Below are 20,640 nucleotides of genomic sequence, written 5' to 3'. Positions count from 1 at the left end.
TTGACGGTCCATCCTGGCACGCGGGGGACTCATCCCCTAATGGTTCGCCGTGGGCGGATCCGTGGTCGCGGGGGTGCTCAGGGCGGCGTCGACCGGCGGATCGGCCGGGCGGTCGGTCGGGGAGCCGCGCGGCCGCTCAGCTGCTCGGAGCCGTCCAGGCTCCGGCGAGGCTGCGGTCCAGGACGCGGCGCCAGCCCTGCGGAGCCGCGGACTCGCGGCTGGTCGTGCCCGCCATCCAGAGCAGGGCCATCAGGTCGTCGTGGGTGAAGTCGGGGGAGAGGGATCCGTCGCGGTGGGCGGCCTCGACGAGATCCCGGCCGAGCTCGATCGAGCGGTCGCAGGCCTCGATGAGGGCGACTGCGTCGGGGAAGCGGCGCAGCATCGCGTCGTTGAGGGCGGGGTCCTCCAGCTGGAGGTCGATCATCCCGGAGACGAAGCGCTCCAGGCGTCCGCGGGAGGACCGCTCGGCGAGAGCGCGCTCGGTCAGGCCCTTCAGCTTCTCGCCGGCGACGGCCGGGACGACGGCGTCGATGAGCTCCTCACGGGAGCCGACGCGGTTGTAGAGGGTGCCGATGCTCACGCCGGCGTGACGGGCGATGTCCTCGAGGGGGGCGGCGAGGCCGCGGGAGCCGAAGACCTCGAGGGCGGCGGCGTGCAGCTTCTCGACGTTCCGCTGCGCGTCCCGGCGCAGGACCTTCTGCTCGTCCACGCGATCCTCCCGATGATCTTGAGGTGCCACTCAACTTATGGTCCAATGAGTCTTGAGGCTGACCTCAACTTAGCAGCCCCGCTCATCGCGCCCCGGGGCGCACGACGACAGGACCTCCCATGCCCCTTCTCACCGTCGTCGGCGCGGGCCCCGGCCTCGGCCTCGAGATCGCCCGCGTCTTCGGCCGGGCCGGCTTCACCGTCGCCCTCGTCTCGCGGAACCAGGAGAAGCTGGACGGCCTGGCCGCCCGCCTCGCCGAAGAGGGCATCGAGGCGACGGGGTTCGCCGCCGACATCGCGCAGCCCGAGACCCTCACCGCCGCGCTGCGGGCGATCCGTGCCGACCTCGGTCCGATCGACGTCCTCGAGTTCTCCCCCGCCGACTCCGCTCTCACCCCGGTCGGCGTCCTGGACGTCACGCCCGAGAACCTGCAGCCGCAGATCGACTTCTACCTCGGCGGCGCGCTCCGCGCCGTCGGCGAGGTGGTTCCGGGCATGATCGCCGCCGGCAGCGGGACGATCCTCGTCACCACCGGCGGCGGCTCCGTCGCCCCGCACGCGGCGCTGGCGAACATCAACATCGCCGCCGCGGGCCTGCGGAACTGGGTCCTCAACCTCCACTCCGCGCTCGAGCCCCGGGGCGTCTACGCCGCCCACGTGGCGATCACCGCGCTCATCGACGGCGGCCACCCGGACGCGGCGGCCGAGGTCATCGCCCGGTCCTACCTCGACCTCCACCGCAGCCGCGACCGCGCCGAGCTGCACTACGTGGCCTGGGACGCGTGACCGCGGGCGCGGAGCGGGAGCCGCCGGTGCGGCGGACCCGGATCCGCGCCGCGGCGGGAGAGGGCAGTCGGTAGGGTCGTCGCGTGAGTGATGAGACGAGCAGCTACGCCCGCGCAGGAGTCGACACGGCGGCGGGGGACCTCGCCGTCGAGCTGATGAAGTCGGCGGTGTCGGCGACGCACGACAGCCGGGTCCTCGGCGGGGTCGGCGGCTTCGCGGGCCTCTACGACGTCTCCTTCCTCCGCGACTTCCGAGCCCCCCTCCTCGCGACCTCGACCGACGGCGTCGGCACCAAGGTCGCGCTCGCCCAGGCGATCGACAAGCACGACACCATCGGGCAGGACCTCGTCGGCATGGTCGTCGACGACATCGTCGTGGTCGGCGCCCGCCCCTTCTTCATGACCGACTACATCGCGTGCGGCAAGGTCGTCCCGGCCCGCATCGCCGACATCGTCGCCGGCATCGCGCGCGCCTGCTCCGAGACGGGCACCGCGCTCGTCGGCGGCGAGACGGCCGAGCACCCGGGCCTGCTCGGACCCGACGACTACGACGTGGCGGGCGCGGCGGTCGGCGCGATCGAGGCCGACCAGGTGCGCGGCGCCGACCGCGTGCGCGACGGCGACGTCGTGGTGGCGATGGCCTCCTCCGGACTGCACTCGAACGGCTACTCGCTCGTGCGCCACATCCTCGCCGAGCGCGGCATCGGCTTCACCGACCGCTCCGAGGAGCTGGGCGGCGTGGTCGGCGAGGTGCTGCTGGAGCCGACCCGCCTCTACACCCGGCCCCTCCTCGACCTGCTCGACGACGTCGAGCTCGGCCCGGCCGTCCACTCCATCAGCCACGTCACCGGCGGCGGGATCGCGGCGAACCTCGCGCGGGTGCTGCCGCGCGGCTCCTGGGTCGAGGTCGAGCGGGCGAGCTGGAGCCCGTCCGACGTGTTCCGCGCGCTCGCCGGGATGTCCGGCGCGACGCTCGAGAGCACCGAGGGCACCTGGAACCTCGGCATCGGCATGTTCGCCGTGGTCGCGGCGGAGGCGGCCGACGGCGTGATCGCACGCCTCGAGCGCTCGGGCGTCCCGTCGTGGGTCGCGGGCCGCGTCTCGACGGCCGCGCGCGGGTTCGAGGGCTTCGAGCAGGGCGCGAAGGGCGTCGACGGCGGAGCGGTCCGCCTGGTCGGGTCCTACGCGGGCTGATCCCCGGAGGCGCCGCGGATCAGCGCGGTACGGCGTGCGCGCGCTCCCAGGAGTGCTCGTGCCGGGTCAGCAGCCACGAGCCCGCCGCGCAGAGGGCGCAGGCGGCCGCGGTGGCGAGCAGGGCGGTCGCCCAGGTCGGGGCGTCGCGGCTGACGAGCAGGTTCGCGGAGGCGACCAGCACGCCGAGGCCGGCGCCCGCGCTGGTGCCGAGCACGAACGGGCCGTCGCGGCGGCTCGCGACGCGCACCGCGACCATGCCGGCGACCGCTCCCGCGCCTCCGACGACTCCGATGCCCGCGCCGGAGGCCGCTCCCATGAGCAGGCCGAAGCTCACCAGCCCGGGCGGTCCGTCGGCGGCGAGGACGCCGGGCAGGTAGAGGACCAGGGCGACGGCGGCGCCGACCGCGCCGCCCACCAGGATCGCGCCGACCAGCAGGGCGGCGGTGACGTAGCCGACCCGCGCGACAGGCCGCGCGGATCCTCCGGGTTCGAACATTCGCGGCTCCATCGACGCGGCCCGCGGGGCAGCGGGCGGTCCTCGGACAGTACGCCCGAACGCCCCTCGGCGGAACCGTCGTCGGGGATCGGCGGGGCTAGCGCCGGAGGGTCTCGCTCGGGAGCTCGCCGAACCGCGTCGCGTAGTGCTGGGCGAAGCGGCCGCCGCTGATGAACCCCCAGCGTGCGGCGACGTCGCCGACCACCAGCGAGCCGATCGATCCGGCCGAGAGCTCCTCGTGCGCGCGCTCGAGGCGGACGTCGCGCAGGTAGTGCCGCGGGGTCTCGCCGAAGGCGCGCTGGAACGCCAGCTGCACGCCGCGGACCGTGAGCCCGGCCGCGTCGGCGATGTCGGCCACTCCGAGGGGCAGATCGGCGTTGGCCTGCACGAACTCCACGGCCCGGCGGAGGCGCCGCGCGCTGACCGAGGGCGGCACGGCCGGCAGCGGGGCGATGCGGTGGGCGAAGGTCTGCAGGGCGGCGAGCGCGGCGATGCGGGCGACGCCGTCGCGCTGCAGCACGGTGGGCGTGTGCGCGGAGGCGAGGGTGTCGCGCAGGAGCCGGATCGCCGCCCACCAGGCGGTCGTGTCGCGCGCCACAGGGGCGAACCGCAGCGGGCCGGGCTCGGTGCCGTGCAGCTCCGCGGCGATCGCCTCGAGGTGGGCGGCCTCGAAGTGCACGAGCGCGTCGCGGTACTCGAGGGCCTCGAAGCCGAAGGGCCGGCCGCTCGGGAACATGGCCGGGCGGCCGACGACGAGGCGGTGCTCGTCGCGCCCCAGATCGAGGGAGGCGCGCCCGGCGGTCAGCCAGAGGGCGACGTAGACGTCGCTCGGGGCCACCGTGCCGCGCACGCGGCCCAGGAAGGAGGCGGAGTGGAGGCTGACGGGCCCGGGCCCGGTCGTCGTGTAGCGGAACGCGAACGGCACGACCGAGCGTTCGGCCCGGAAGCCGGAGCCGTTGTACGAGCCGGCGTAGAAGTCGCGCGCCTCGTCGAGGTCGTTCCCGCGACGCTCCGACTGCCACACGGGCAGCCGTGCGGACGGGGAAGTGCTCATCCAGTCAGTGTCCCAGGGGGCACCGACATTCTGCACTCAGTGGCGGAAAGCGGGAGAACGTGCTCAGCCGAGCGACCCGCGCTCCAGGTCGGGTCCCTCACCCGCCGGATCCCCGTCCGCACGCGAAACGGGGCCGCCCCGAGGGAGCGGCCCCGATTCACGGGAGGAGTCACGCACGCTTCTGGTGCGGCTCCTCGACGAGGTCCGTGTCGTCGCCGTCGTCCTCGGCGTCGATCCACTTCGAGTAGTCCGGCTCGTCCGGGTGGCTGAGCTCGCGCTCGAGCGCGCTGTAATCGACCGCCGGGCTGAACGACTTCAGCTCACGGGCGATCTTGGTGTTCTTCGCCTTCTGACGGCCGCGCCCCATGGGTGACCCCCTCACGATGACAGGCCAGACGGGCAGTGAGCCGGCTGGGGAAAAGAGCAGACAGGGAAAGTTGAAATCTACGCGGTAGTTTAGCAGACGGGGGACACGCCACCCCGGGCCTCGATCTGCCGGACGGCCGCCCATCCTCGACCGCGTCAGGAGCACCGTGGACAGCGTCGCCCCACCGCGTCCCGTCGTGGTGATCGGCGCGGGCCAGGCGGGTCTGTCCGTGGCCTACTACCTGCGCCGTCTCGGCCTCGTCCCCGGGCGCGACCTGATCGTCCTCGACCGCGGTTCGGAGCCCGGCGGGGCCTGGCAGTTCCGCTGGGAGGCCCTGCGGCTCGGCTCCGCGCACCGCGTGCACGATCTCCCGGGCATGGAGCGGATGGGGCTGTCGTTCCGCACGGCCGATCACCGGCGACCGGCACGGGACGTGGTCCGCGAGTACTACGGGCGCTACGAGGAGGAGCTCGGTCTCGAGATCCGCCGTCCGGAGTCGGTGCGGCGCGTCACGAGTGCGACGCCGCACGACACGGGGTCGCCGCTCGTCGTCGAGTCCGACCGCGCGGTCGAGCGCGCGAGCCTGCTCGTCAACGCGACCGGCACCTGGGGATCGCCCTTCGTACCGCACTACCCCGGGCGCGACCGCTTCCGCGGCGTGCAGATCGACCCGACCGAGTACGTCCGCGCCGAGGACTTCGCCGGGAAGCAGGTGCTCGTGGTCGGCGGCGGCACCTCGGCGATCGGCTTCCTGCTGGAGCTCGAGCGGGTGGCGCGCTCACTGACGTGGGCGACGCGGCGACCGGTGGTCTACCACGACGGCGAGCAGCTGGCGATGGAGTCGGCGGTGGAGGCGGTGGCCGAGCAGGACCGCGCCGCCCGCGCCGGGCTGCCCCTCCCGAGCATCGTCGGCGGCACGGGCGTGCAGCGCACCCGCCGGGTGGTCGCCGGGATCGAGCGCGGGCTCCTGCACGAGCGGGGGATGTTCTCGTCGATCGAGGAGGAGGGCGTGCGCTGGCCGGACGGCTCCTTCACGCGCGCCGACGCGATCATCTGGGCGACGGGCTTCCGGCCGGAGCTGCGCCACCTCGCTCCGCTCGGGCTGCGCGAGCGCGAGGGCGGCATCGCGGTCGCCGACGGAGCCTCGCTGACGGATCAGCGCGTCTTCTTCGCCGGCTACGGCCCGACGGCCTCGACCATCGGGGCGAACCGCTCGGGCCGGCGCATCGCGCGCGCGGTCGTGGCGCGCCTGCCCTGAGCGCGCCTGCCCTGAGCCGGCCTGATCTGAGCCGGTCCGCCCTGAGCGGCGCGGCGCCTCAGATCCTGCCGTCCCAGTCCACCGGCACCACGGAGCCGCGGTAGCGGATCCCGTCCACGCGGATCGGCCCGGCGAGCGCGGGCGAGAGCGGCGCGACGACCAGGGTGTCGCCTCCGGGAGCGAGCCCCAGCGCCGCCGACAGCACGGCGACGGAGGCGGCCGCCGACCAGGCCTGCGGTCGGCAGGCCGCCGGGTACGGCACCGGCGCGTGCACCTCGGCGGCGGGGTCGCCCGAGTGCAGCTCGGGCATCCGGTAGCCGAAGCCCTCGGCCGCGGCGATCAGTCCGCGCGAGAGGGTCGTCGCCTCCGCCCCGAAGCCCTCCCGGGCGAGCCCGGTGACGGCGATCGCGGTGTCGTGGGCCCAGACGGAGCCGCCGTGGTACGACAGCGGCCAGTAGCCGCCCGAGCCGGTGTCCAGGGTGCGCAGGCCGAAGCCCGAGTCGAGCCCGGGGGAGACCAGCAGCTCGGCGACCCGGGCGGCGTGCTCGGGGGAGAGGATGCCGGTGCCGAGGAGGTGGCCGAGGTTGCTGGTGATCGTGTCGACCGGGCGCCCGGCCGCGTCGAGCGCGATCGCCGGGTAGCCGCCGTCGGCGTCGTCGATCCAGAACGCCTCCGCGAAGCGCGCCTTCAGCGTCGACGCCGCCTCGCGCCACTCCGAGCCGTCACGGCCGAGGTGCTCGAGCAGCGCCGCTCCGCCGACCATGGCCTCGTGGGCGTAGGCCTGCACCTCGCAGAGCGCGATCGGACCCTCCGCGAGCGTGCCGTCGCGCCACTGGATCGAGTCGCCCGAGTCCTTCCAGCCCTGGTTGGCGAGGCCGTGCCCCGTGGTGTCGACGTACTCGAGGAACCCGTCGCCGTCGGAGTCGCCGTCGTCGCGGAGCCAGCGCAGCGCCGCCTCCAGAGCGGGCAGCAGCTCCTCGACCTCGTCGTCCGGGAGCCCCCAGCGCCAGGCGTCGTGGAGGAGGCAGACCCAGAGCGCGGTGGCGTCGACCGTGCCGAAGTAGAGCGGGGGCAGCGAGACGCCCTCGCCGGGGATCTCGAGGGTCGTGGCGCGCAGCTCGTGCATGATCCTGCCCGGCTGCTCGGCGGTGTCCGCGACGTGGCGGGTGCCCTGCAGGCCTGCCAGGACGCGGAGGGTGGAGGCGGCGATCCCGGTCCCGAGGGGGAGGAGCATCCGCGCCGCCCAGATCGAGTCGCGGCCGAAGAGGGTGAAGAACCACGGCGCTCCCGCGGCGAGGAAGGGCTCGCCGGGGCGCTCCACGGTGACCATGCGCAGGGCGTCGAGGTCGTCGAGCGCGGCGCGGCACCAGGAGGCGAGGCGGGAGTCGCCGGTCTCGAGCGCGGTCCCCGCCCATTCGGCCGGTCCGGACGCGGCGGCGACCACGGCGGAGGCGTCCTCCGCGGCGACGCTCCACACGACCTCGACGCTCCCGCGGGCCGGGACCACGACGCTCCAGGTGAGCACCGTGCCCGAGATCGAGGCGCCGGGCGCGCGCAGCTCGGCGCGGACCGGGCCGTGGGTCCAGTCGAGGCCGCCGTCCACCAGAGCGGTCGCGAAGGAGGGCTCGTCGCGGAGCCCCGCCTTCACCACGTGCACGAGCGAGAAGTCGGGGTCGAGGGTCAGCTCGACGGTGGTCGCGACCTCGTCGGGCAGCGCCGACTCGAGGCGGATGCTCTCGCGGACGCCGCCGGCGGAGACCTCCCGCGAGCGGACCACGCGGATCCGCGGGTCCGCGGCGGCGTCGTCGAGATGGCGGGCGAGCGCGGTGAAGCGGGCGGAGGAGGCGCCGTCGCGGCCGGTCGCGATCGCCTCGAGCGCCGCGCCGCCCACCCGGAGGGAGGCGCCCGCGAGCACGCGCACGTCGCCGAGGTAGAGCCCGTGCACGGGGCGGGAGCCGACCTCGCCCGCCTCGTCCGACCACAGCTGCACGGGTGCGCGGAGCAGGACGAGGGAGTCGTGGAGGAGGGGCTGGCGGGGCGGGGTCTGTCGGTCGTCGCGCTCGGTCGTCACGGTCGACTCCTCACTGGATCGTCGGTGCTGGGGGCGTGCCGCCGATCGTCCTCTGCCGGCCCCGGGAGTGCCGGAGCGTGGCGGACGGTTGACAGCGGCGTCGTCGGAGGTAACCTTACCGAAGGATTTGATCGATCAAACCGGTGGATCCGGCCAGGTTGGAACGATCAAGAGCACGTCGAGGAGGACGCATGGCACTGCCGACCGTCGAGGACGTCGCCCGTGCCGCCGGCGTCTCGCGCCAGACCGTGTCGAACGTGCTCAACAGCCCGCACATCGTCCGCGACAGCACCCGCGAGCGCGTCGAGAAGGCGATCGGCGACCTCAACTACCGGCCGCACGCCTCGGCCCGCCGCCTCCGCACCCGCAAGTCCGGCACCATCGGCGTCCGGATGGACCGCGTGCTCGACGGCATCTCCGGCAGCCTGCTCGACCGCTTCCTCCACGCCGTCACCGAGCAGGCCGACGCGCGCGGCATGCGCATCCTCCTCTACACGGCGAAGAGCCCGGAGGAGGAGATCGAGCGGATCGGGCGCCTCCGCGACGGAGCCGACGTCGACGCCTTCGTGCTCACCTCCACCTTCTACGGCGACCCCCGGACCGCCTGGCTGATCGAGCAGGCCGTGCCCTTCGTCACCTTCGGCCGCCCCTGGGGCGTCGACGACCGCAACGACCCGCAGCACCTCTGGGTCGACGTCGACGGCGCCGCCGGGCTCGCCCAGGCCACGGCGCACCTCGCCGACAGCGGCTGCTCCCGCATCGGCTTCCTCGGCTGGCCGAGCGGATCCGCGACCGGCGACGACCGCCGCAGCGGCTGGGAGCGGGTGCACCGCGAGCGGTTCCGCGACGCGCCACTGCTCGCCGCCTCCTCCGAGGACGACGTCCAGCAGGCCCGGATCGCGGCCATCGAGTTCCTCCGCTCGACCCCGGAGCTCGACGGGCTGGTCTGCGTCTCCGACTCGCTCGCGCTCGGCGCCTCGATGGCAGCCGTGGCCGTCGGCCGGCCCTCCCTCCCGATCGTCGGCTTCGACAACACCCCCGTCGCCGCGGCCGTCGGCCTGCCGAGCATCGAGCAGGACCTCGACGCGGTGGCCGCGGGCGCGCTCGAGCTCCTGCTGGGCGAGCGCGGCGACGACGTCGTCCACCGCTCGCTCGCTCCGGGCGAGGCCCACCGTCTGATCGAGCCCCACCTCGTGCTCCGCACACCCCTCCACCACCCCGCCGACTGAGGCGCCGTCACTCCGACCGGCGCCCCTCCCCACGAAAGGCCAGACCATGACCCCCACCCACCGCGCGGCACGCTGGGGTGCCGCGATCCTCGCCGGAGGCCTGCTGCTTCCGCTCGCCGCCTGCTCGAGCGGCTCCGACTCCGGTGGCGCGGGCGGCGACTCCGCCCTCACCGTGATGATCGGCTCGTCCGGCGACGCCGAGACGACCGCCGTCACCGACGCCGTGAACGCCTGGGGCGAGCAGAACAGCACGACGGTCGACGTGGTCGCCGCCAGTGACCTGACGCAGCAGCTCGGCCAGGGCTTCTCCGGCGGCAACCCGCCCGACCTCTTCTACATGAGCTGGGACCAGTTCCAGACCTACGCGAGCAACCGCTACCTCGAGCCGTACGCCCAGGACGCCGGGAACGCCGACGCCTTCTACCCGGCGCTGCGCGACGCGTTCAGCTACGACGACCGGTTTTACTGCGAGCCCAAGGACTTCTCCACGCTCGGCCTCGTGATCAACACGGACCTCTGGGCGGCGGCCGGCCTCACCGACGCGGACGTCCCCACCGACTGGGCCTCGCTCGAGTCGGCGGCGACGAAGCTGACCGCGAACGGAGTGACCGGGCTCTCCTTCGGCGCCGAGTACGCGCGCATCGGCACCTTCATGAACCAGGCCGGCGGATCGCTCCTCTCGGAGGACGGCACCACCGTCACCGCGGACACCCCCGAGAACGTCGCGGGCCTGACCGAGGTGAAGACGCTGCTCACCGACGGCGTGCTGAAGTTCCCGGCCGCGCTCGACTCCGGCTGGTCCGGCGAGGCGTTCGGCAAGGGCGCGGCGGCGATGGTCATCGAGGGCCCGTGGATCAACGGAGCGCTCGCGGCCGACTACCCCGACGTGAACTACCGCGTCGCCGAGCTCCCCGCCGGCCCCGGCGGGAAGTCGACCTTCACCTTCAGCAACTGCTGGGGCATCCCCGTCGGCAGCGCCACGGCCGAGAAGACGGAGTCGCTCGTGTCGGCCCTGACCTCGGACGAGCAGCAGCTCGCCTTCTCGGACGCCTTCGGAGTCATCCCCTCCACCGAGACCGGAGCCGCCGAGTACGCGACGAAGTACCCCGAGAACGCCGCCTTCGTCTCCGGCAACGACTACGCGGTGAGCCCCGTGGCCTTCGCCGGCGCGGCGACCGTCATCACCGACTTCAACTCGGCGCTCGAGGGCCTCGCGACCGGCGACCCGGAGTCGATCCTCGGCGACCTGCAGACCAACCTGCAGGACGCGCTCGACACCGCGAACGCGAAGTAGCCCGGCCGGGAGGCGGCGGACCCGACCGCCGCCTCCCCGTGCCCGACCGGCACGCCCCACCCCGCGCACGTGAGTCGAAGGAGACGCATCGATGAGCACCACCGCCGCCCCCCGGAGCCGCCGCTCCGGCATCCGCGGGCACGAGGCCCGCTACGGCTGGCTCTTCACCCTCCCGGCGATCGTCGTGATCGGCGTGTTCCTCGTCGTCCCGATCGGCCTCGCCCTCTGGGTCAGCGTCAGCAACTGGAACGGGCTCGGCTCGCCCCTCGGGCCGACCGCGCAGTTCGTCGGAGCCGACAACTACCGCGCGGTGCTCACCGACTCCGGCCTGGCGCAGAAGGACTTCGGCACCGCGATCCGAAACAACGTCTACTACGTGCTGCTCGTGGTGCCGCTGCAGACCGCGCTCGCACTCTTCCTCGCCGTGCAGGTGAACCGGCGGATCCTGCGGGGCCGGGGCTTCTTCCGCACCGCCTTCTACTTCCCCTCCGTCACCTCCTCGATCGCGATCACCGTGATCTTCCTGTTCCTCTTCTCCGCCTCGGGCGTCGTCAACGCGGTGCTCGGCTGGTTCGGCGCCGACGGGCCGACCTGGATGGCCGACCCGACCGGTGTCCTGCACTCGCTCCTGGGCGCCGTCGGCGTCGACGGCTCCGGGCCGCTGGCCGCGGGCGCCCCGCTCGGCCTCACCTGGTGGGACTGGCTGTCCGGCCCGTCCGTCGCGATGTGCGTGCTGATCACGATGGCGATCTTCACCACCTCGGGCACGTTCATGCTGCTGTTCCTCGCGGCGCTGCAGAACATCGGCGCCGAGATCGACGAGGCGGCGCTCATGGACGGCGCCGGCCCGCTCCGGAAGTTCTTCTCGGTCACTCTGCCGATGCTCAAGCCCACGCTCTTCACCGTGCTGACCCTCGGACTGATCGGCACCTGGCAGGTGTTCGACCAGATCTACCTCACCGGAGGAGGGGCGCCGGGCAAGACGCTGCTCACCCCGGCGTACCTCGCCTACGAGTCCTCGTTCACGGATCTCCGCTGGGGTCAGGGCGCCGCGATCGCCTTCATCCTCTTCTTCATCATCGTCGTGCTGACGCTCCTGCAGCGGGCGCTCCTCCGCGAGAAGGGGGAGCCGCGTCGGCGCCCCCGCCGCGCCGCCCGCGCCGACGCCGCGACGACCCTCACCACGGGAGGCATCCGATGAGCACGCTGACCGAGCCCGGCACCCGCGCCCCCGAGAGCCCCGAGCCCGCCGCACCGGTGCCGCACCGCCGCATCCGCCTGGGCGCCCGCGGCCGCGCGTCGCTGATCGGCGGCTACCTGCTGCTGATCGCGCTGGCGCTGGTGTACATCTACCCGTTCCTGATCTCGGTCGCGTCGTCGTTCAAGTCGGACGCCGACGCCACCGCGAACCCGCTGTCGCTGCTGCCCGCGACCTGGTCGTTCGCCTCCTACGAGCGGCTGTTCACCGACGTCCCGCTGCCGCTGTGGACGCTCAACTCGGTGATCGTCACCGTGTTCGTCACCGTCGGCCGGGTCTTCTTCGACTCGCTGGCCGGCTACGCGCTGTCGCGGCTGCGCTTCCGCGGACGGGGCCTGCTGTTCGCGCTGTTCATCGGAGTGATGAGCGTGCCCGCGGTGGTGCTGCTGATCCCGCGGTTCCTGATCCTCAAGCAGCTCGGCCTCTACGACAGCTACGCGGGGATGATCGTCCCGCTGATCGTGGACGCGGCGGGGATCTTCATCATGAAGCAGTTCTTCGACTCGATCCCGCTCTCCATCGAGGAGGCCGCGCGGATCGACGGGGCCGGAGTGTTCCGGACCTTCCGCTCGATCGTGGTGCCGATGGCGCGTCCGGCGATCGTGACGCTGTTCATCCTGTCGTTCCAGGGCTCGTGGAACGAGTTCTCGCACTTCGTGGTGTCTCGGCAGTCGCCGGAGCTCAACACGCTGACGACCGGAGTCGCGTCGCTCGTGTCGGGGCAGCTGGGCACCGGCAACCAGTACCCGCTGCAGCTCGCGGCCGCGGTGCTGATGTCGATCCCGGTGGCCGTCCTGTTCTTCGTCTTCCAGCGGCGGATCATGAACACGACCGAGGGCGCGGAGAAGGGCTGACGCGGGGGCTCCGGCTCCTGCTGAGCGAGCATCGCGCGTGGGTGACCGGTTCCTGCTGATCGAGCAGCGCACAGGGCGCGTATCGAGATCCGTGTCCGTGCGACGGGCCTCGATACGCCCCTGCGGGGCTGCTCGACCAGCATGCGGGAGTGCCGCCGCTACTTCGCGAGGAACTCCAGGACGACGCGGTTCCACTCCTCCGGGTGGCTCACGGTCACTCCGTGCGGGGCGCCGTGGACGACGTGCAGCTCGGAGCCGGGGATCGCCGCGTGGGTGCGGGCGCCGGAGCCCTCGAACGGAACCGTGCCGTCGCCGTCGCCGTGGATGACGAGCGCGGGCACCGACACGTTGGGCAGGTCCTCGCGGAAGTCGGTGGTCGCGAACGCCGTCATGCAGGCGAGGGCCGCGTGCTTGGCCGACTGCTTCGCCAGAGCGATCGCCTCCTGGCGCTGCTCCTCCGTCACCTTCAGCACGCCGTCGACCGAGAAGAAGTCGGTGGTGAACTGGTCGTAGAAGTCGTCCTCGCTCTTCGTGAGGCCCGCGGTCATCTGCGCGGCCTGCGCCTTCTCGAGCGGGCCGTCCGGGTTGTCGTCCGTCTTCATCAGGTACGGCGGGACGGCCGAGGCGAAGACGACGCTGTGCAGGCGATCGGCGCCGTACTTCGTGAAGTAGCGGGCGACCTCGCCGCCGCCCATCGAGAAGCCGACCAGGGTGACGTCCTGCAGGTCGAGCTCGGTGAGGAGGGTGTGCAGGTCCTCGGTGAGCGTGTCGTAGCTGTAGCCGGTGAGCGGCTTGTCGCTGCGCCCGAAGCCGCGGCGGTCGTAGGTGACGACGCGGTAGCCGGCCTCGGCGAACGCGGGGACCTGCTCCTTCCACGACTCGCCCGAGAGGGGCCAGCCGTGGATGAGGACCACGGGGCGGCCCGATCCGCCGGTGTCGTCGACGTGCAGGTCCGTGTCCTTGAAGAGTCCGTGGTGGGCGGTGATCTCGGCCATGGCGAGTGCTCCTTCCGGCGCCGACGATCGGCGTCACTTGATGTTCGAGGACGTCCCTGCGAGCGGATGGCCGGGGCGGGGAGGGTTGACAGCTCCTGTCACTCCGCGACGACGGCCGCGGCGAGGCCCCGCAGCGCGGTGTGCAGCCCGGGGCTCATGGGCAGCCCGGCGTCGAGCACCGCGTTCGCGGCGGCGACCAGCACCGGTGCCGCGGGGGAGGAGACCACGGTGAGGCCGGCGGGCGGATCCGCGTCGCCCGGGGGCCGCACGACCAGGACGAGCCGGGAGCTGGGAGCGCTCGTGCTGATCGTCGCTCCCGATCGGGCGGGCAGCACCGCGAGGGTGCCGCGGCCGACGAACTCGCGCTCCTCCCGACTGGTGACGGTGAACGCGCCCTCGAGCGGGAGCAGGAGCACCACCGACCCCGGGTCGGCGCGGGGGCTCGGGCGGAAGTCGATCGTGCCGGCCGTGTGCCAGATCCGCCGGAGGAGCACGCCCTCGGCGGCGGCCTCCTGACCGGTGACGGCGAAGGCGGGGTCGGGCCCGGCCTCGGCGTGGCGGGCCCGCAGCCAGTACCGGGCGGAGTCGCCGCGGAGGGGCATCGGGCGGATCAGCGGATCGGACACGGCGGCTCCCGAGGAACGCGGACCTGAATCGGCCGAGACAGTGAGGAACCATCATCCTAGGAGCGGCGGGAGGCGTCGTCCCCGGAGTGGCGCGTCCTCACATGCGGATGCCGCCCCGGCCGCGCTGAGCGCGACGCCGGAGCGGCATCCGAAGAGTGGTGCGGACTACTGGAATCCGCCGCCGCGGTCCTCCGGGTCCTCGATCGGGTCGGAGTCGGGCGTGTCGATCGAGTAGGTCACGTGGACCGCCTCGCCGACCTCCTTGGCGGAGACGGCGTTGTAGACGAGGTGCGTCTCCTGGCCGTCGACGGCGGCGTAGACGTCGACCTCCTTCTCGTAGCCCCCCTCGGTGCTGACGCGGTTCTCGGTCTGGCCGTCGAACGGCCCACCCTGGAAGAAGGCGAGGTAGCTCTCGCCCTCGGCGAGTGCGCGGATGTCGTTGCTCATGCCCCCAGGTCTACCACTCGGCGCCTCCCCGCCGCTCGGCCTTGCGCTCGGCGGGCGGAGGAGGGCCGGGGCGGCGGCGGCCTTGCCTCGAGGCGGCGGCACTGCTCGACGGGATCGCTCCGCACGCGCCGTCAGGGCACGTGCCGCTGCGTGATCGAGGCCGTCGGCCCGCTCAGCGCGATCTCGGCGAGCGCGCCGTTGACCAGGGGCATCTGCGGCGGCTGGTGCCCGGTGTCGACGTCGAGGATCACCGGCACGCCGAGATCGCCGAGAGCGCGCCGCACCGCGTCCTCCTGGCTCAGCTCCGGCAGGGACGCGCCCGCGGTCCGGCCGATCAGGACGCCGGTCGCCTGCTCGAACCAGCCCGCGAGGCGGAGGGAGGTGAGCATCCGGAGCACCGAGACGGAGTCGGACCCGGCCGCCTCCAGATAGACGACGGTGCCCTCCGGCGCGTGCCGGCGAGCGAAGCCCGGAATGTCGCCGTAGGGCGTGCCCGCGAGCAGGGACACCGTCTCGAGGCATCCGCCGATCAAGCGGCCGGACATCGCCGCGTCCGCTGCCCCGTCGAGCGAGCGCCAGCGGGTCGGCTCCTCGTAGGCCCGATCGCGGTCGAGCGGCTCGTCCGCCCACGCACCCCACGGACGGCTCCGGCGTCGCGGCGCGGCGTGCTGCGTGAACGCGGCCCCGGGCTCGAGGCCGGCGACCTCCGTCCAGCGGTGGAACCCGACCGGCAGCTCCCACGGCTCGTCCATCAGATTGGCGCCGTGGATCGTCGCGAGCCCGGTCGTCGTCGTCAGGGGCAGGAGCAGCGTCGAGACGTCCGACCAGCCGACGAACCAGGGCCGGGCCTCCGCGAGGGCGTGCCAGTCGAGCCTCTCCAGCAGCTCGACGGCGAGCTCGCCGCCCCATGGAGGAAGGACCGCGTCCCCGCTCCGGAAGGCGTCGTGCAGGTCGGCGGCCCGATCCGCGGCGGACGCCGGAACGAGTCCGCCGAGGAGGGCGTGCGGCCGGACCCGGACGTCGTATCCCGCCGAGCCGAGTCGGCGCGCGGCGTCCTGCAGCCGGTCGTGCAGGTACGCGGGGACTCCCATCGAGGGCGCGGGCACCTCCACCCGGCCTCCGACGCGGAGGGGTGCGGGGTACGTGATGCTCGCCATCCGACGACGCTAATGCCCCTCGCGGCGACCGGCTTCGGATGCCCGGTCCGGCGAGTACCTCCGCGCCCTTCCTGCCCCGACTCGCGGGCGGCCGCTGAGCGCGATCGCGAGAGGGGTCGGCGCGAGTGCCGCGCCGCCCACCCGCCCACTCGTGCGCAGCGCCGCCCGCCGGGAAGAAAGATGGGGCCAGGAGGCGCACCGGAACGTGACGTCCCGGTCTCGCGCAGGCGTCTCGGCTCCGCTGCTGCCTGCGGCGATCAGCGCCACGCGGCGCCTTCAGCTCGTGAGGCGGCCGATCTCATCGTCGGAGAGGAGGCGGTCGGAGTAGAGCACGATGCGAGCCGCGGGGTCGGGGCTGTGCGCGTCGGGGCCCTCCCACCTCCGGTCGAGACCGAGTCGAGCGACCGTGCGGTGCGATCGCTCGTTGTGTTCCGCGACGACCGCGGTCACGGGGAGCTCGGGTCGGAGCCGCCGCGCCCGCGCGATGCCTGCGGAGGCGACCTCCTGGGCGTACCCCCTGCCCCAGTGGTCCGGATGGACGGTGAACGCGACGTTCCAGGCCGTGTCGGCGAGGAGGGTGCAGCCGCCGATCCCGATCGCACCGTCCGCGCCGCCCTCGGGACTCCGCAGCCGGACGACCCAGCTGCTGAGGTCGTCCCGTTCCCGCTGCGCCGTCCGGTGGGCGAGCACCGCCCGGGTCTGCTCGACGGAGCCGTGTCGGAGGAGGGGGTCGCCCGCCGCGATCCGCTCGTCGGAGTACAGCCGCCACAGCTCGTCCAGATCGCTCTCGGCGGGACGGAACAGCCGGAGCCGCTCGGTCGTCTCGTCGGGGCGATCACCGGCGCCGATGCTGCTGCCGCTCGCTCGAGGCGGGACTCGGGGCCATCGGGGCGGTCGCCGAGGAGTGAGGCGAGCGCGGTGACCGCGCCTGGACGTCCACCCGCTCAGCCCGTGATCAGGCCGGTGAGGCGGTCGGCGGCGGCTCCGACGGTCGAGACCGCATTGACCGTGACGAGGCAGGCGATTCCCCAGAACCAGGTGCGACCGGGTGCCCCGGCGCTGCGCCGCTCGAAGGCGAGCCACCAGGCGCCGACCACCGAGACGCACGCCGCGACCACCGAGCCGAGCGCCATGCGGACGTACTCCTCGGGACCGGGGGAGGACCAGGCCGTGGTCGCGAGGACGATGAGCAGCGGGACCACGATCATGCCCAGCGCGCCGAGCAGCACCGCGTGGAGGTGACTGCGGGGAGGGGCCCCGGCCGTCGTCGTCGCGGTCCGCGTCCGTGTCGTGTCCATGCCGCGTCCCCCGTCGCCGCGGTCCGGTCCGCGCTGCCCCGACGCTATCCGCTCGCCGTCCCGCCGTCACCCAGCACCTCGAAGTGGGCCGCGTGCCCGGGTGGGGTCAGCACCGCGCCGCCCCGGCCGAACGCCGAGAACGTAGGATGTCCGGGATGACGATCGGACGCCGCCTCTTCCTCTCGGGAGCCGCCACGGGAGTCGGGCTCCTGGCCCTCGCGGGCTGCACGCCGTCGCGTCCGACGCCGACCCGCTCGGTCACGAAGGCCCCCGTGCCCACGCCGAGCACCACCGCCGTCCCCGCGCCGGCCGCCTTCGTGCGCTCCGCCTGGGCCGAGGATCCGTACGCGCTCGGCTCCGTCTCGTACCTGCCCGTCGGCGCGACACCGCAGCACCGCACCGACCTGGGCACCGCGGTCCTCGACCGCGTCTTCCTCGCGGGCGAGGCCACCGACACGGAGGCGCCCGGCACACTCCAGGGCGCCTGGAGCTCCGGGGTCCGCGCGGCCGCCGAGATCAGCGCCGTCGCCGACGAGGGCGAGCGGATCGCGATCGTCGGGGCCGGCCTCGCCGGAGCGGTCGCCGCGCGGCGCCTGTCCGACGCGGGCTTCGACGTCACCGTGGTCGAGGCGCGCGAGCGCACCGGCGGCCGCATCGCCACCGCGACTCCGGACGGCTGGCCGATCGCCGTCGAGACCGGAGCCTGGGCCCTCACCGGCGCGGGAGCCGCCCTGCGCGAGAGCATCGCGGACGCGGGCGTCGTCACGACCGCGGTCGACCTCGCCGACGTCCGCTCGAGCGACGCCGGCGGCGCGGCCCTCGACACCGGCACCACGGGCGCCGACGCCCTGACCCGTGCTCTCGAGTGGGGAGCGGAGCAGCCGGAGGACCTGGCGCTCGCCGAGTCGTTCGCCGGCTCCGGAGCGCCCGACCCCGCCGAGGCCGAGCCGGGCTCCGGCGACGGCGACGCCGCCCGCGTGGCGGCGCACCTCGCCGGGACGACCGCACTGCGCACCGGCGCCGCTCCCGAGGAGCTCTCCTCCTGGTACGGACTGGGAGACGCCTCCGCCGCCACGACCGCGGAGGAGCTGAGCGACGACTCCGGCGACGCGCTGCTGACCGACGGGCTCGCGCCCCTGGTCGACACCTTGCTCGCTGACGTCGAGGTCTCGCTGCGCGCCGTGGTGAGCGGCATCGGCTACACGGAGACCGGCGTCAGCATCCGCCTGGGCACCGGCGAGTCGTTCACAGCCGACCGGGTGCTGGTCACCGTGCCGATCGGGGTGCTCCAGACGGACGCGATCGCCTTCGACCCGCCGCTCCCGTTCGCGCAGCGCGCGGCCGTCGCGGCCCTCGGCTCCGGTGTCGTCGAGACGCTGTGGCTGCGCTTCGACGAGGCGTTCTGGGAGGCCGACGCCCCCGCGCGCTGGTCGCTCGTCGGCTCCGAGGCGGGCATCACCGAGTGGCTCAACCTCCAGCCGTCGACCGGCGAGGCGGTGCTCGTCGGGCTGGTCGGAGCGGATCAGGCCCTCTCGCTGCAGGACCTCAGCGACGACGAGCTGGTCACCCTCGCGCAGACGGCGCTCGAGCCGTTCGCCGTCGTCCCCGGCTGACGAGCTCGCGGAGCCGCGCCAGCGGCCCCCGCCACTCCGACGCGTGCGCCGCCCCGAGCGGCCGCACCCGGCTGAGCGCGAGGACGAACGCGGCGATGCCGGAGATCAGGCTCAGCACGATCACGTCGTAGAGCACGAACATCACGGGTCCGTCGACCTGGCCGGGGTCGAGGAAGAAGTACGGGTACCAGCCGATGAGGGCCCCGCGGACCAGGGTGATGACGCCCCAGACGATCGGGAAGCCGAGCACGGTCAGCGCCCCGCGCCAGGCGACCGGGCGGCGGCCGGGTCCGAGGATCCAGTCGAGGATCGCGAGCGTCGGGATCACGAAGTGCAGGAGCGCGCTCGACCAGGGCACGTCGACCCGCACGCCGCGGTTGTTGGCCTCGACCGCGATCAGCCCGAAGACGATCCCCGACACGACCATGTAGGTGAGCACGAGCGCCCGCACCGTGCTGAGCCAGCGCGGCTCCCGCTCGCGCGCAAGGGCGACCAGGCCGGACAGGCCCAGCACCACGACCCCGGCCATGTTCGACTGCGTCGTGAAGTAGGCGAAGAAGTTGTCGATCTGGAACGCGCGGAAGCCCAGGGTGTAGAAGAAGTCGCCGACGAGTCCGACCGCGCCCAGCCCGGCGAGGGCCAGGCGGAGGATCGCGAACGCCTTCCGCACACCCGCTCCGATCCGTCGCCGCTGGGCCCGGAGGGCCGGACTTCCGGACGATTCTACGGTCGCCGCGCTCGGAGCTCCCCGAGCGCGCGGCTCCGCCGGACGGGGGAGGCGGGCCCCGCGGAGGCGATCTAGCGTGAGGGATGGCGCGCGCACAGCACGGGAAGGGTTCGGGTCGGATCTCGTCGGAGGAGGCGTCCCGGCGCTGGAACGCGGTCACGGGTCCGCTGTTCCTCGCGGCGGGAGCGGTCTTCGCGGTCCTCGGGAATCCGGTCTGGCCGGTGTTCCTCGTCCTGGGGATCACGTTCCTCGGGCTGCCGGCCCCGGGAGGCCGACGAGCCGGAGCGGAGCGCAGGAGCCGGACCGCGATCGGTGACGCGCGCTTCGCGACGCGGACACTCGCCGGTCGCGTTGCCGGGATAGCGTGCGTGTCATGCCCTTCACGCCGAGCCACGCCGTCGTCGCGCTCGCGTTCTCGAACGGCCGGATCCCCGCCGCGGCCGTGGCCATCGGCGCGATGGTCCCGGACATCGGCATGTACCTCCCGATCGCCGTCGCCCGCGAGTCCACCCACTCCCTCCTCGGCGTCGTCACCGTCGACCTGCTGCTCGGGATGCTCGGCCTCGCGCTGTGGAGCGCGGTCGTCGCTCCGGCCTGGCGCGACCTCGCGCCCGCGCTGGTCCGCTCGCGCCTGCGTCCCCGGCGCTCGCCTCCCCGCGGGGCCGCCGCATGGATCCGCGTGCTCGTCTTCGCGGCCGCCGGCATCGCGATCGGAGCCGCCAGCCACGTGATGTGGGACGGCTTCACCCACCGGGGCGGCCTCTTCGTCTCGGCGATCCCGCTGCTGCAGAAGGAGCTCGGGCCCTTCCCCGGCTTCCGATGGGCGCAGTACGCGAGCGGTGTGCTCGGGCTGCTCGGGCTCGGGATCGGCGCGGTGGTCTGGTACATCGGTCGCCGTCCCCGGAAGCTCCGCTCCGACGGCCGGCAGCCGGTGCGCATCGCGGCCGCGGCCGTGGTGCTCGCGGCCGCGGTGGTTCCCGCCGGGATCGTGCTGGCGGGTGCGGGCATCGATCCGCTCGACGCCGCCTACCGGGCGCACGTGGTGCGGGCGGCGATCCTGCTCGTGGGCGGCGGCGCGGCGGCCGCGGTCGCCGTCGCGGCGGTCTGGTGGCTCACCGGCCGAGGGGTGCGCGGGGCCGTCGTCTGAGACGGCGGAGGACGAGCCTGTCGTCTCAAGGGAGCACGGGCATCCGTCGCGAGGAGGATGCG

At 73.7% G+C, this 20,640-nt stretch carries 21 protein-coding genes; 9 read left to right on the top strand and 12 right to left on the bottom strand.

Going from position 1 to position 20,640, the window contains the following annotated elements; translation table 11 throughout:
- Window positions 1–136: 136 nt before the first annotated feature.
- The gene (locus C5D09_RS11180) at window positions 137–709 is read right to left on the bottom strand and encodes a TetR/AcrR family transcriptional regulator (protein WP_104233833.1); all 573 of its coding nucleotides are present in this window, start codon (window positions 707–709) and stop codon (window positions 137–139) included.
- 119 nt (window positions 710–828) lie between these two features.
- Here C5D09_RS11180 and C5D09_RS11175 point away from each other — a divergent pair, with 119 nt between their 5' ends.
- A complete protein-coding gene (locus C5D09_RS11175) occupies window positions 829–1,494 on the top strand; it encodes an SDR family oxidoreductase (RefSeq protein ID WP_104269332.1) in 666 nt (221 codons plus the stop codon).
- A gap of 83 nt (window positions 1,495–1,577) precedes the next feature.
- Window positions 1,578–2,687, top strand: a complete 1,110-nt coding sequence (gene purM, locus C5D09_RS11170; protein ID WP_104269331.1) for a phosphoribosylformylglycinamidine cyclo-ligase — start codon at window positions 1,578–1,580, stop codon at window positions 2,685–2,687.
- A gap of 19 nt (window positions 2,688–2,706) precedes the next feature.
- Here the strand turns inward: purM and C5D09_RS11165 are convergent, their stop codons facing one another.
- The 3 genes from C5D09_RS11165 to C5D09_RS11155 form a co-directional block, all read right to left on the bottom strand.
- Window positions 2,707–3,183 carry a hypothetical protein gene (locus C5D09_RS11165; RefSeq protein ID WP_104257887.1) on the bottom strand — a complete coding sequence of 159 codons (477 nt, stop codon included), beginning with the start codon at window positions 3,181–3,183 and terminating at the stop codon, window positions 2,707–2,709.
- A gap of 97 nt (window positions 3,184–3,280) precedes the next feature.
- Window positions 3,281–4,237, bottom strand: coding sequence for an AraC family transcriptional regulator (locus C5D09_RS11160; RefSeq protein ID WP_104269330.1), 957 nt, complete (start codon window positions 4,235–4,237; stop codon window positions 3,281–3,283).
- 169 nt (window positions 4,238–4,406) lie between these two features.
- Window positions 4,407–4,604, bottom strand: a complete 198-nt coding sequence (locus C5D09_RS11155) for a DUF3073 domain-containing protein (RefSeq protein ID WP_097167615.1) — start codon at window positions 4,602–4,604, stop codon at window positions 4,407–4,409.
- Between the two features lie 166 nt (window positions 4,605–4,770).
- Between C5D09_RS11155 and C5D09_RS11150 the strand changes: the two genes are divergently transcribed.
- A complete protein-coding gene (locus tag C5D09_RS11150) occupies window positions 4,771–5,862 on the top strand; it encodes an FAD-dependent oxidoreductase (RefSeq protein ID WP_104269329.1) in 1,092 nt (363 codons plus the stop codon).
- 58 nt (window positions 5,863–5,920) lie between these two features.
- Here C5D09_RS11150 and C5D09_RS11145 read toward each other — a convergent pair whose 3' ends face one another.
- Window positions 5,921–7,933 (bottom strand): glycogen debranching N-terminal domain-containing protein, encoded by a 2,013-nt coding sequence (locus tag C5D09_RS11145; protein WP_104269328.1) that lies wholly within the window; start codon window positions 7,931–7,933, stop codon window positions 5,921–5,923.
- A gap of 191 nt (window positions 7,934–8,124) precedes the next feature.
- Here C5D09_RS11145 and C5D09_RS11140 point away from each other — a divergent pair, with 191 nt between their 5' ends.
- The 4 genes from C5D09_RS11140 to C5D09_RS11125 all read left to right on the top strand — a co-directional run bounded on the left by C5D09_RS11140 (window position 8,125) and on the right by C5D09_RS11125 (window position 12,568).
- Entirely contained in the window at window positions 8,125–9,162 is a 1,038-nt protein-coding gene (locus tag C5D09_RS11140) for a LacI family DNA-binding transcriptional regulator (RefSeq protein WP_104247390.1), read from the top strand.
- 46 nt (window positions 9,163–9,208) lie between these two features.
- Window positions 9,209–10,456: an extracellular solute-binding protein gene (locus tag C5D09_RS11135; protein ID WP_104269327.1), complete on the top strand. Its 1,248-nt coding sequence runs from the start codon at window positions 9,209–9,211 to the stop codon at window positions 10,454–10,456.
- Between the two features lie 91 nt (window positions 10,457–10,547).
- On the top strand, window positions 10,548–11,657 hold the full coding sequence (locus C5D09_RS11130; protein WP_104238714.1) for a carbohydrate ABC transporter permease: 1,110 nt from the start codon (window positions 10,548–10,550) through the stop codon (window positions 11,655–11,657).
- Window positions 11,654–12,568 (top strand): carbohydrate ABC transporter permease, encoded by a 915-nt coding sequence (locus C5D09_RS11125; RefSeq protein ID WP_104238713.1) that lies wholly within the window; start codon window positions 11,654–11,656, stop codon window positions 12,566–12,568. The genes C5D09_RS11130 and C5D09_RS11125 overlap by 4 nt, the downstream gene beginning before the upstream one ends.
- A gap of 158 nt (window positions 12,569–12,726) precedes the next feature.
- Here the strand turns inward: C5D09_RS11125 and C5D09_RS11120 are convergent, their stop codons facing one another.
- From C5D09_RS11120 to C5D09_RS17845, 6 genes are all read right to left on the bottom strand, one after another.
- The gene (locus tag C5D09_RS11120) at window positions 12,727–13,563 is read right to left on the bottom strand and encodes an alpha/beta fold hydrolase (RefSeq protein ID WP_104223760.1); all 837 of its coding nucleotides are present in this window, start codon (window positions 13,561–13,563) and stop codon (window positions 12,727–12,729) included.
- A 98-nt stretch (window positions 13,564–13,661) separates the two neighbouring features.
- Window positions 13,662–14,189, bottom strand: a complete 528-nt coding sequence (locus tag C5D09_RS11115; RefSeq protein WP_104269326.1) for a hypothetical protein — start codon at window positions 14,187–14,189, stop codon at window positions 13,662–13,664.
- Between the two features lie 165 nt (window positions 14,190–14,354).
- Window positions 14,355–14,636: an oligoribonuclease gene (locus tag C5D09_RS11110; protein WP_104223758.1), complete on the bottom strand. Its 282-nt coding sequence runs from the start codon at window positions 14,634–14,636 to the stop codon at window positions 14,355–14,357.
- Between the two features lie 131 nt (window positions 14,637–14,767).
- Window positions 14,768–15,793 (bottom strand): S66 peptidase family protein, encoded by a 1,026-nt coding sequence (locus C5D09_RS11105; protein ID WP_104269325.1) that lies wholly within the window; start codon window positions 15,791–15,793, stop codon window positions 14,768–14,770.
- Window positions 15,794–16,069: 276 nt separating this feature from the next.
- On the bottom strand, window positions 16,070–16,597 hold the full coding sequence (locus tag C5D09_RS11100; protein WP_258066986.1) for a GNAT family N-acetyltransferase: 528 nt from the start codon (window positions 16,595–16,597) through the stop codon (window positions 16,070–16,072).
- A gap of 140 nt (window positions 16,598–16,737) precedes the next feature.
- Window positions 16,738–17,091, bottom strand: coding sequence for a hypothetical protein (locus C5D09_RS17845; protein WP_258062734.1), 354 nt, complete (start codon window positions 17,089–17,091; stop codon window positions 16,738–16,740).
- Between the two features lie 155 nt (window positions 17,092–17,246).
- On the opposite strand from C5D09_RS17845, the gene C5D09_RS11095 reads away from it, so the two are divergent.
- Window positions 17,247–18,704 (top strand): NAD(P)/FAD-dependent oxidoreductase, encoded by a 1,458-nt coding sequence (locus C5D09_RS11095; protein WP_181135037.1) that lies wholly within the window; start codon window positions 17,247–17,249, stop codon window positions 18,702–18,704.
- On the opposite strand, the gene C5D09_RS11090 is transcribed toward C5D09_RS11095, so the two are convergent.
- Entirely contained in the window at window positions 18,655–19,374 is a 720-nt protein-coding gene (locus C5D09_RS11090; protein ID WP_104233845.1) for a Pr6Pr family membrane protein, read from the bottom strand. The two genes, C5D09_RS11095 and C5D09_RS11090, sit on opposite strands and share 50 nt — an antisense overlap.
- Window positions 19,375–19,804: 430 nt before the next feature.
- On the opposite strand from C5D09_RS11090, the gene C5D09_RS11085 reads away from it, so the two are divergent.
- On the top strand, window positions 19,805–20,578 hold the full coding sequence (locus C5D09_RS11085; RefSeq protein WP_104260852.1) for a DUF4184 family protein: 774 nt from the start codon (window positions 19,805–19,807) through the stop codon (window positions 20,576–20,578).
- Window positions 20,579–20,640 lie beyond the last annotated feature (62 nt).

The organism is Rathayibacter sp. AY1C9 (assembly GCF_002932315.1).
GTDB lineage: Bacteria > Actinomycetota > Actinomycetes > Actinomycetales > Microbacteriaceae > Rathayibacter.
The sequence above is the reverse complement of the archived record's forward strand: the minus strand, read 5'-3'. Positions and strand labels throughout refer to the sequence as shown.

Excerpts from the sequence above, each read along its gene's own strand:
- C5D09_RS11175 (WP_104269332.1), top strand. The coding sequence starts at position 829 with ATGCCCCTTCTCACCGTCGTCGGCGCGGGCCCCGGCCTCGGCCTCGAG.
- C5D09_RS11165 (WP_104257887.1), bottom strand. The coding sequence starts at position 3,183 with ATGTTCGAACCCGGAGGATCCGCGCGGCCTGTCGCGCGGGTCGGCTAC.
- C5D09_RS11160 (WP_104269330.1), bottom strand. The coding sequence starts at position 4,237 with ATGAGCACTTCCCCGTCCGCACGGCTGCCCGTGTGGCAGTCGGAGCGT.
- C5D09_RS11155 (WP_097167615.1), bottom strand. The coding sequence starts at position 4,604 with ATGGGGCGCGGCCGTCAGAAGGCGAAGAACACCAAGATCGCCCGTGAG.
- C5D09_RS11140 (WP_104247390.1), top strand. The coding sequence starts at position 8,125 with ATGGCACTGCCGACCGTCGAGGACGTCGCCCGTGCCGCCGGCGTCTCG.
- C5D09_RS11135 (WP_104269327.1), top strand. The coding sequence starts at position 9,209 with ATGACCCCCACCCACCGCGCGGCACGCTGGGGTGCCGCGATCCTCGCC.
- C5D09_RS11130 (WP_104238714.1), top strand. The coding sequence starts at position 10,548 with ATGAGCACCACCGCCGCCCCCCGGAGCCGCCGCTCCGGCATCCGCGGG.
- C5D09_RS11125 (WP_104238713.1), top strand. The coding sequence starts at position 11,654 with ATGAGCACGCTGACCGAGCCCGGCACCCGCGCCCCCGAGAGCCCCGAG.
- C5D09_RS11120 (WP_104223760.1), bottom strand. The coding sequence starts at position 13,563 with ATGGCCGAGATCACCGCCCACCACGGACTCTTCAAGGACACGGACCTG.
- C5D09_RS11110 (WP_104223758.1), bottom strand. The coding sequence starts at position 14,636 with ATGAGCAACGACATCCGCGCACTCGCCGAGGGCGAGAGCTACCTCGCC.
- C5D09_RS11105 (WP_104269325.1), bottom strand. The coding sequence starts at position 15,793 with ATGGCGAGCATCACGTACCCCGCACCCCTCCGCGTCGGAGGCCGGGTG.
- C5D09_RS17845 (WP_258062734.1), bottom strand. The coding sequence starts at position 17,091 with ATGGACACGACACGGACGCGGACCGCGACGACGACGGCCGGGGCCCCT.
- C5D09_RS11095 (WP_181135037.1), top strand. The coding sequence starts at position 17,247 with ATGACGATCGGACGCCGCCTCTTCCTCTCGGGAGCCGCCACGGGAGTC.
- C5D09_RS11085 (WP_104260852.1), top strand. The coding sequence starts at position 19,805 with ATGCCCTTCACGCCGAGCCACGCCGTCGTCGCGCTCGCGTTCTCGAAC.